The organism is Streptomyces sp. NPDC101776 (genome assembly GCF_044766845.1).
Taxonomy (GTDB): domain Bacteria; phylum Actinomycetota; class Actinomycetes; order Streptomycetales; family Streptomycetaceae; genus Streptomyces.
This window is the reverse complement of the sequence record NZ_JBIWMV010000038.1, coordinates 38,576-47,737: the sequence shown is the minus strand read 5'-3', so window position 1 is coordinate 47,737 and position 9,162 is coordinate 38,576. Positions and strand designations below refer to the sequence as shown.

Here is a 9,162-nt window from a genome sequence, read left to right as displayed (position 1 = left end):
GCGTTGCAGCATGTTCCAGGGCACCAGCCAGCCACGGACGGCCCGTATTGCCCGGGGCCAGCAGGGCAGTTGGGGCGGATGGTGTTCTGTCCCGCTCCCTCTCTGCCGATCCAGATGGTGTGTCAGGATCGGGTGCTGGGTCGGCCGATGCCGGTGGCGGTGGGGCGAACCAGGTGTTCCAGCAGAAGCTGAACGCGCAGTCGACGAGGGTCTGGTGGCGTCGGACGGCGGTGTCGGAGCGGACCTGGAAGTCGGCCCGGCCGAGTTCGTCCTTGACCTGTTTGCAGCTCTGCTCGACCCAGTGCCGCAGCCCGTAGATCCGCACGGTCTCGGCGAGGTCGGCGGGCAGGTAGGGCGAGTCGGCGACGCGCGGGGAGCCGGGCCGGGGCAGGTCGGTGGCCAGGTACCAGGTCGCCTTCGCCGGCAGGGTGGCCGGGTCGGTGGTGGCCACGACCAGGCGGACGTTCCCGTCCGGGCCCCACCAGCCGAGCCGGGCCTCAGCGGCCCACCAGGTGACAGTGTGTCCGTCGCGGAAGGTGCGCTCGATACGTGTCCAGTCCCCGGAACGGTCGGCATCGGTCCAGGTCAGGCCGTGGGCGGCATCGACGGGGGTGTACGCGCCGGTGCCGTAGGACCAGGTACCGTGCCGGGGTTTGAGGGCTATCACGAACTACAGGCCGGCTGCGTGGAGGCCGGCACGGAAGCTGTCGTGGTCGCCGTAGGCGCAGTCGGCGGCCACCGCCCTACAGGAGAGCCCGGCCGCCTTGGCCTGGGCGGCCAGGGCCACCGCGATCTGCAGTTTGGACCGGAAGCCCGGGTCCGTCTTTCCCAGTGGGAAGTGGTGAGCAGGGGTGTAGGGGCAGGCGTGCACGGGATAGTAGACGCGCTCGTCCGCCCAGCAGGTGGTCACGGTGACCACCCCGCGGTCGATCTTCCCGACCGAGCCCAGGTACTGCTTGCCCACGTGCGCGGTCGCCGTCCCTGACGTGCGGTCCCCGGAATCATCGATCACCAGCTCCCCGCTCCCGTGCGGCGCGGTGGCCGGATCGGCCAGCAGCAGTTCCAGGCGACGCCCGTTGAGCTGGTGGTTGTCCCAGGTCGACTCCGAGAGGAAGAACTGCAGCCGCTGCACCGCCGCATGCTGGGCACCGACCACCGGCTCGGTACCTGCCAGGCAGGTCAGCGTCTTGTTCCGGTCCCGCGGAAGCAGCAGCCCGGCCAGATACTCACGAAACCCACGCCGCTGCGCCAGCGTCTCGAAGAGATCATCGAAACAGGCGGCGCAGGCTTCCAGCGGACCGGGCGCGGGCGGGCAGGGCAGCCACTTCGTCATCTCAGGCTCCACGAAGCCCAGTTGAAACTCTCACCTCCGGCGTACTACCGCCCCGACCCGCCGTCAACAAACCACCGCAACGTGCTGAGACAGCACAGGAGTCGGGCACCTGTGATCAATCGTCGGCCGATCAGGTACGCCATCGGCGGCTCACCCACTGACGCGGTGAACCGCCGGGTGAACGCCGTACGCGAAATGCCGGCCGCGTCGTCGACCGTCCGGGCCCTGCTCCCCTGCCACTGCCACAGACGCAGCACCTGTGTGAGCAGCAGGTCGACGAGCGCGCCGAGCGGGTCACATCGGTGCCGGCCCGTAACAGGGTACCGTCGTTGTCCGGCATGTAGATGAAGGACCGGATTTCCGGGTGCCGGCCGTAGTCGGGCGGCCCGGTGACGGTGTCCGGCAGGTGGCGCAGAAACGGATGTACCCGGCGACGGTCGTGGGCGGTAGGCACCGCGGAGGAATTCGATGTCGTCCGGATCCCGGCCGTCCGGTCGTGGGCCCGTGTCGGCCAACGGCAGGCCGCCGCCCGGAGCGGGTACGGCGTGGGTGGGACCGCGTTCCGCGCCGTGCGGGGCAAGGACGATGCCGCCGGACCGCAGCGCGACGGCCTCTCCGTCGGCCGTGACCACATATCCCGCCCCCTGGCGGGATATGTGGAACCCGATGCCCGGGAGGCCGGGAGCGCATGCCCGAGAGCCGCTCTCATGGATTCGGGGGCAACGCCTGCCCGGCACGCGCCCCGCCGACATTCCTCGTTGATCACGTCCGCACGCCGAGGCTGGTCCGGCGTGCGGCCGGTGCCGCGGTGGGCCGGCGCTCCCACATCGGCGTGCGCCGGTCGGCGTGGCTCGTGTCGGACCCGTGCCTGAAGGGTGAGCTGGCGGACATCGCCAGCAGGTCGGGCAGCCAGAGGCGACGGCTCACATGACACCGACTGCCGTGTCGCGGTCGGGTATGTCCACATGTACCTGCGTGCCGCAGACGCGGGCAGGACGAAAGCGCGAGGCCAGTAGGCCGGCATTCTCCTGAACGGCGAGCGCGAGAATTGCATGGCCGAACGGGGAAGCGCCGACGGCCACGGCGTGCACGGCTCCGCGGACGAAACCGAGATGCCCCGGAACAAGGCAACGGGCGGGGGCCACGGCCTCCAGTGTGCGAACGCCCGGCGTCGCACGCGCCTCGCCTCCACCATGGAGCCAGGCGACAGAGGGTGGTGGATCATCCTCGCCGACTCCCCGGTAACGTGAGGGTATGAGCCATCCGCACCCAGAACTCAAAGCCGCTCCGCCGCTACCCGAAGGTGGGCTGAGGGTCACCGCCCTGGGCGGCCTGGGTGAGATCGGTCGCAACATGACCGTCTTCGAGCATGCGGGAAAGCTGCTGATCGTGGACTGCGGTGTGCTGTTCCCCGAAGAGAACCAGCCCGGCGTGGATGTGATCCTGCCCGACTTCACGTCGATCCGGGATCGCCTCGACGACATCGTGGCCATAGTGCTCACCCACGGCCACGAGGACCACATCGGGGGCGTGCCCTATCTGCTGCGGGAGCGCTCCGACATCCCCGTCGTCGGCTCCAAGCTCACCCTCGCATTCCTCGAGGCCAAGCTCAAAGAGCACGGCATCACCCCGCGTACGGTGCGGGTGCGGGAGGGCGACCGGCGCGGCTTCGGCCCCTTCGACTGCGAGTTCGTGGCCGTCAACCACTCCATCCCGGACGGGCTCGCGGTGGCGCTGCGGACCGGGGCCGGCTTGGTGCTGCACACCGGTGACTTCAAGATGGACCAGTTCCCCCTGGACGACCGCATCACCGACCTGCGCGCTTTCGCGCGCCTCGGCGAGGAGGGCGTGGACCTGTTCCTCACCGACTCCACCAACGCCGAGGTCCCCGGCTTCACCACGTCCGAACGCGAACTGAACCCCGCGATCGAGCAGGTGATCCGGACCGCACCCCGGCGGGTCATCGTCTCCAGCTTCGCCAGCCACGTGCACCGCATCCAGCAAGTCCTCGACGCCGCTCACCAACACGGCCGCAAGGTCGCCTTCGTGGGCCGCTCCATGGTTCGCAACATGGGCATCGCCCGGGACCTGGGCTACCTCAAGGTCCCGGCCGGCCTCATCCTGAACATCAAGGAACTGGAGAGACTCCCGGACCACAAGATCACCCTGGTGTGCACGGGCTCTCAGGGCGAGCCGATGGCGGCCCTGTCCCGGATGGCCAACCGCGACCACGCGATCCGTATCGGCAAGGGGGACACCGTCCTGCTCGCCAGCTCCCTGATCCCCGGCAACGAGAACGCCATCTACCGGGTGATCAACGGCCTGACCCGGTGGGGCGCCAACGTCGTCCACAAGGGCAACGCCAAGGTGCACGTCTCCGGGCACGCCAGCGCCGGGGAACTCGTCTACTGCTACAACATCGTCCGGCCTCGCAACGTCATGCCCGTGCATGGCGAGTTCCGACACCTGCGGGCCAACGCCGACCTCGCCATCCGTACCGGCGTCGACCCCGACCGGGTCGTGATCGCCGAGGACGGTGTCGTTGTCGATCTCGTCGACGGCCGCGCCTCGATCACCGGCAAGGTGCCCGCGGGGAACGTCTATGTGGACGGCATGGAAGTCGGCGGTGCCACGGAGGCGTCCCTCAAAGACCGCGTCACGCTCGCCCAGGAGGGCGTCATCACGGTGGTGGCCATCGTCGACGCCGACACGGGCGCCCTTGCCGAGGCCCCCGACTTCCTGGCCCGCGGCTTCGTCCACGACGACACCACTTTCGAGCCGGTCGTCCCCGTCATCGAAAAAACGCTGGCCAACGCCGCCCGGGAGGGCGTCGGTGATGCCCACCAGCTCGAACAACTCGTCGCACGCGCCGTGGCCAATTGGGCTTTCCGCACCCACCGCCGCAGGCCCCTGATCATCCCCGTCATCATCGACGCCTGACAGGGCCGCCACTTCACCGTCTCGCTCCCGCACCGGGGTGGAACACGCCTCGTCACGCGGCATCAACACCGTGCACCCACGCACGTCAGAAAGGTGAACACATGGGCCTGCGCTTCGAGGAGCTCGACTGGCAACCGACGCCCCTCGGCGAGATCAGTCTGCGTCGGCGCCGCCACCCGGTCTCGGGGGACGACGTGTACGAGGTGAAGCTCGGCGACGAGTTCCTGATGTCCAGCCTCTTCACCACCGGCGAGGTCGCTCTCACGGAACTCGCCCTGGCGACCCTGCCGGACACCGAACTGGATGTGGCCGTGGGCGGGCTCGGACTCGGCTACACCGCCCAGGCCGCCCTGGACGACCCCCGGGTGCGCACGCTGACCGTCATCGACGCGCTCGCCGAAGTCATCGACTGGCATCAGAGGGGCTTGGTGCCCCTCGGAGCCCGGCTCTCCTCGGACGCCCGCTGCCGCCTGCTGCACGGGGACTTCTTCGCGCTGGCCGCCGGTCCGCACGGTCTCGATCCCAGGGAGCCGGGCCGCCGGTTCCACGCCATCCTGCTCGACGTCGACCACTCGCCGCGCCATGTGCTCCACCCGCGCCACGCGGCGCTCTACGAGCCCGCCGGGCTCCGCGCTCTCGCCGATCACCTCCACCCCGGCGGGGTGTTCGCGTTGTGGTCGAACGACCCGCCCGACGCGCAGTTCACCTCCACGCTCTCCGAGGTCTTCGCACAGACAGCGGCCCATGTCGTCGACTTCGACAACCCGCTGCAGGGCGGTACCTCGACCAACACCGTCTACCTGGCCGGCAAAGCACCGGACACGCCGTAGGAAGAACTCGGCGGGCGGTCCGGCCGCTGCCCGCGTACGGCAGAGCATGCGCTCCAGGACCGCTACGAGGAGCTGTGCGACCGCGTCCCCTCCGGTTCATCGAGGCGGCCTTGGCGAGGCCATCGGGACGGCCGGAGCCGAATGACGGAACGCCACGGCAACCGCACCCAGCTGGACGGCGACGACCTGTTGGTCAGCAACCCGGCGATCATCGGCGAGGAGTGACGGAGTGGCGGATCTGCGCACCGCGGTGATCGGCCCACAGGTTGCCGTACAGGTCGAGCCGGTAGGCGGCGCAAGGATGCTGAGCTGTATCGGCTGGAAGCGACCGTGTCTGGATCGTCAGCCGGGGTGCCGACACGCAACCACGGATACCCGTATGCGGGCAGTTCGACGAGGAGCAGACCGTCGTCGGACACCTGAGTCGGGCGTGGTCCTCGTCGAGAAGGTCGTTCAGCCTGCCACCCGGTTCGGTGTCCGGAAGCCGCAGCCGTACGGTGAGGGGGCGGCCTGCGAAGTTGTGCAGGGCCAGGACCCCCCGTCGATCGTGCCGCTGATGTGGGCGAGCACGGCGCGCTCCCCCGTCTCCACCAGGCGGTACTCGCCCCAGGCCAGCTCAGGAGCCTCCCGGTAGCGCTCGACGAACAGCCGAATGCGGCTCGGCGGTGGAAAAGAGCACGGGGGTGCCAGGCAGGGTGAAGAGCAGGCTGTAGGCGAGTTCGCTACGGCGCCGGTCGCCGTCGACCATGGGTGGCAGCCTGCGGCGCAGGTCCCGGTCGTACAGCCGCATGTCCTTGTCGGGGCCGAAAGCGGCGAAGACCTCGGCGCGTTCGTCGTCGCTCAGCTTGTCGAGGGTGAGTTCGTCGTGGTTGCGAACGAACCTGGCCCAGTGGGCGTCGCGCCGGGCGGCGGGGCGATCGTGCGGTGCGGCAGCCTGTGGCCCTGCCTCCGTTCGTGCCATCGACAGGTGCATCCGCTGCATTCCGATGAAGTCGAAGCACATGGTGAGTTCGTCGCCACGGTCCACAGCCAGTGCGTCGAACCTACCCGGAGACGGCGCAGGGCCGGCCGGTGGTCGGCCGGCCCTGCGCCGTGGTGGGCGCGAGCGGTTGTGTCACGCGGGTGCCTCGTTGACCGAGGGGGTCACCTCCTCGGTCTCGAACTGCGCCACGGGCTCGGGTGCGGTGGGTGGGGGTGCGAGCATCAACCGCAGGCCGAGCGTGGCGCAGAGGGGGCCCAGGGCGCACATCGCGGCGGCGCTGACGAAGGCGGCGCCCAGGTGGCCGGCGTCGTAGCCGAAGCCGCCGAAGTAGGTGGCGAAGAGGGAGGCGAAGCCGAAGAACATGCCCGGGATGAGAGCGAAGGGCTTGAGCCGGCCAGTTGCCAGGAGGGTGCCGTTGACGACGAAGATCACCACGGCCAGGGCGAGGGTCTGGGCGAAGGCGCCGGTGCCGAACATGGTGCCTGTCTCGCGGTTGAGCAGTACGGCCACCACGCCGAAGCCTGCCCCGGTGGTGGTCGCGGTGACCATGGCGAGCGCGTTGGAGCGGCTCGGACCGCCCTGGAGGAACGTTCCCGCCCAGGTGATGAAGATGGCCCAGGTCGGCATCTTGAGCGGGCTCATCAGCAGGAAGACGGTGGCGAAGGCGACGATCGAGGCGCTGACCTCGTGCGGGAGTCTGATCCGTCCGAGGTTCATGGCTAGGCCAGCCCCCCTGGCTTGGCCAGCAGTTCCTTCAGACCCGTGTCGATGAACTCGGTGTCCTTGGGGTTGCTGCCGTGGCCGGCGAAGTGTCCCCAGATGCCGGGGATCACGCGGAGTTCGGCGCTGGCGATGTGGCTGACGGCCCAGGCCTCGTCCTCCGGCGGGAAGTAGAGGTCCTTCTCGGCGGGCATGTCGAGCGTTGTCGCCCGGATCGAGCCGAGCGCCGCCTCGGTGTTTCCGTCGAAGCCGGGGGTGAGCCCGACGTCGCCGTTCTGCCAGGTCCAGAGCATGGTGAGGAGGTTGTTGGGGTCACGGCCGTCGAGGAAGAAGCCCTCCCAGAAGCCGACGAGGAAGTCCTCCAGGGAGGTGTAGCCGAGTTTCTCGTACTCCTTCTCCCAGTAGAACGCCTGCGAGAAGCCCCATCCCGCGTACACCCGGGCGAGCGCCCGCAGTCCGGTGGTCGGCCGCTTCTCGTCGTACCAGCCGCCGTTGTAGACCGCGTCGGCGGTCAGTGCTGCTTTGACGCCTTCGAGGAAGACCTTGTTGTGGAGGCTGGTGCGCGGGGAGCCGCAGAAGGGGGCGATCCGCTCGACCATCTCGGGGTGGCTGACGGCCCATTGGTAGGTCTGCCCGGCGCCCATCGACCAGCCGGTCACGAGAGCGATCTTCTCGATGCCGAACTCCTCGGTGACCAGCTTGTGCTGGGCCTCGATCTGGTCGTACACCGTGATGTGCGGGAATCGGGCGCGATCGTACGGCGGCGGGGTGTTGCTCGGTGATGTGGACAGGCCGTTGCCGAGCATGTTGGGGACGATGATGAAGTAGTGCTCGGGGTCCAGGGCCAGTCCGGAGCCGATGAGCCACTCGTTGTCCCAGTGCCGGCCGGAGTACCAGGTGGGGTACACGATCACGTTGGACTTGTCGGCGTTCAGCTCGCCGTACGTGGTGTAGGCGAGGGTCGCACCACGCAGGGTGGCACCGTGCTGGGTGGTGAAGTCGCCCAGCTGGAAGGTGAGTTGTTCACTCATGGGGTGTCCTTTCGGGGGAACGGTGGAGAGCGCGGTGTCAGGAGGTGACGGCGCACTGGCCGCGGTCGGCCCTCCTCGGTCCCTCGGCCGTCGGCTTGATGTCGAAGTCGAAGATCGCCGTGGGGAGGTAGAGGGTGCTGCACGCGTTCGGGATGTCGACGACTCCGCTGATCCGGCCCTCGATCGGGGCCGAGCCGAGGAGGAGGTAGGCCTGTTCGCCGCTGTAGCCGAAGGTGGTGAGGTAGTCCACGGCGTTGAGGCAGGCGTTGCGGTAGGCCATCGTCGCGTCGAGGTAGTGGTTGGTGTCCGTGTCGTGGTCGACGGAGATGCCGACGAACGAGATGAACTCGGTGTACTGCGGTGCGACGTTGCCCGGCATGAAGATGGGGTTGGTGGTGACCCCGTACTTCTCCATGCCGCCCTTGATGAGGTCGACGTGCAGGTCGATGTAGCCGCCCATCTCGATGGCGCCGCAGAAGGTGATCTCGCCGTCGCCCTGGCTGAAGTGCAGGTCGCCGCCGGACAGCAGGGCGCCGGGGACGAGGACGGGGTAGAAGACCCGTGAGCCGCGGGTGAAGTTCTTGATGTCGTGGTTGCCGCCGTTCTCGCGGGCCGGGACGGTGCGGGCGCCTTCGGCGGCGATGCGGGAGGCGGTCTCGCCGCTCGCGGTCCCGGCCAGGGCGCCCGCGGCCAGCGGGGGCAGGGCGAGCGCCGGCACCCGGTGCGGGTCTGTGTCGATGAGGGCCTGCTCGCGGGCGTTCCAGCGGGCCAGCAGTTCGGCGGAGGGCGCGGTGCCGAAGAGGCCGGGGTGGGTGATGCCGGTGTAGCGGACGCCGGGGATGTGGCGTGAGGTGGCCTGCTGGCCGTGGAAGTCCCAGACGGCTTTGTACGAGTCGGGGAAGCGGTCGGTGAGGAAGCCGCCGCCGTTGTCCTTGGCGAAGACACCGGTGTAGCCCCAGCCCTGTCCCGATCCCTCGCCCTGCGACTGCGGCACGGGTCCGAGGTCGAGGATGTCGACGACGAGCAGGTCACCGGGTTCGGCGCCCTCCACCGCGATGGGCCCGCTGAGCATGTGGGCGTGGCTGAGGTCGACGTCGCGTACGTCGTTGGCCGAGTCGTTGTTGCCGATCTGGTTGTCGGTCCAGTCCCGGCACTCGATGCGGAACTCCGAGCCCGGCTTCACGGTGACGGCGGGCGGGACGTCGGGGTGCCAGCGGTTGTGACCGGGGACCTTCTGGTCGCGCATGGACATGGCCTGGTCGACGCTGAAGACGACTTCGGGCATGGGACTGCCTCCAAGAACAGGTGGCTGGGGGTTCGGGCAAC

Annotated in this window: 8 protein-coding genes and 2 pseudogenes; 3 read left to right on the top strand and 7 right to left on the bottom strand. The window is 69.0% G+C overall.

What is annotated here, in order from left to right:
- The 3 genes and pseudogenes from ACIRRY_RS50045 to ACIRRY_RS50035 form a co-directional block, all read right to left on the bottom strand.
- A pseudogene (locus ACIRRY_RS50045) lies at positions 1-667 on the bottom strand (IS701 family transposase); the annotation flags it as partial.
- A gap of 3 nt (positions 668-670) precedes the next feature.
- Positions 671-1,333: a transposase gene (locus ACIRRY_RS50040; RefSeq protein WP_403987266.1), complete on the bottom strand. Its 663-nt coding sequence runs from the start codon at positions 1,331-1,333 to the stop codon at positions 671-673.
- Positions 1,334-2,095: 762 nt separating this feature from the next.
- Positions 2,096-2,224, bottom strand: coding sequence for a glutamate-cysteine ligase family protein (locus tag ACIRRY_RS50035; RefSeq protein WP_403987275.1), 129 nt, complete (start codon positions 2,222-2,224; stop codon positions 2,096-2,098).
- 363 nt (positions 2,225-2,587) lie between these two features.
- Here ACIRRY_RS50035 and ACIRRY_RS50030 point away from each other — a divergent pair, with 363 nt between their 5' ends.
- The 3 genes and pseudogenes from ACIRRY_RS50030 to ACIRRY_RS50020 all read left to right on the top strand — a co-directional run.
- Complete coding sequence (locus ACIRRY_RS50030) at positions 2,588-4,273, top strand: ribonuclease J (RefSeq protein ID WP_403987263.1); 1,686 nt, start codon at positions 2,588-2,590, stop codon at positions 4,271-4,273.
- 101 nt (positions 4,274-4,374) lie between these two features.
- A complete protein-coding gene (locus ACIRRY_RS50025; RefSeq protein WP_403987260.1) occupies positions 4,375-5,103 on the top strand; it encodes a spermidine synthase in 729 nt (242 codons plus the stop codon).
- 51 nt (positions 5,104-5,154) lie between these two features.
- Positions 5,155-5,328 (top strand): annotated as a pseudogene (locus tag ACIRRY_RS50020) (phosphopyruvate hydratase); the annotation flags it as partial.
- Between the two features lie 391 nt (positions 5,329-5,719).
- Here ACIRRY_RS50020 and ACIRRY_RS50015 read toward each other — a convergent pair.
- From ACIRRY_RS50015 to fmdA, 4 genes are all read right to left on the bottom strand, one after another.
- A complete protein-coding gene (locus tag ACIRRY_RS50015; protein ID WP_403987257.1) occupies positions 5,720-6,130 on the bottom strand; it encodes a hypothetical protein in 411 nt (136 codons plus the stop codon).
- A gap of 87 nt (positions 6,131-6,217) precedes the next feature.
- Positions 6,218-6,802: a DUF1097 domain-containing protein gene (locus tag ACIRRY_RS50010; RefSeq protein ID WP_403987254.1), complete on the bottom strand. Its 585-nt coding sequence runs from the start codon at positions 6,800-6,802 to the stop codon at positions 6,218-6,220.
- Positions 6,803-6,804: 2 nt separating this feature from the next.
- A complete protein-coding gene (locus tag ACIRRY_RS50005) occupies positions 6,805-7,836 on the bottom strand; it encodes an alpha/beta fold hydrolase (RefSeq protein ID WP_403987250.1) in 1,032 nt (343 codons plus the stop codon).
- Between the two features lie 37 nt (positions 7,837-7,873).
- Positions 7,874-9,121 carry a formamidase gene (gene fmdA, locus ACIRRY_RS50000; RefSeq protein WP_403987247.1) on the bottom strand — a complete coding sequence of 416 codons (1,248 nt, stop codon included), beginning with the start codon at positions 9,119-9,121 and terminating at the stop codon, positions 7,874-7,876.
- Positions 9,122-9,162 lie beyond the last annotated feature (41 nt).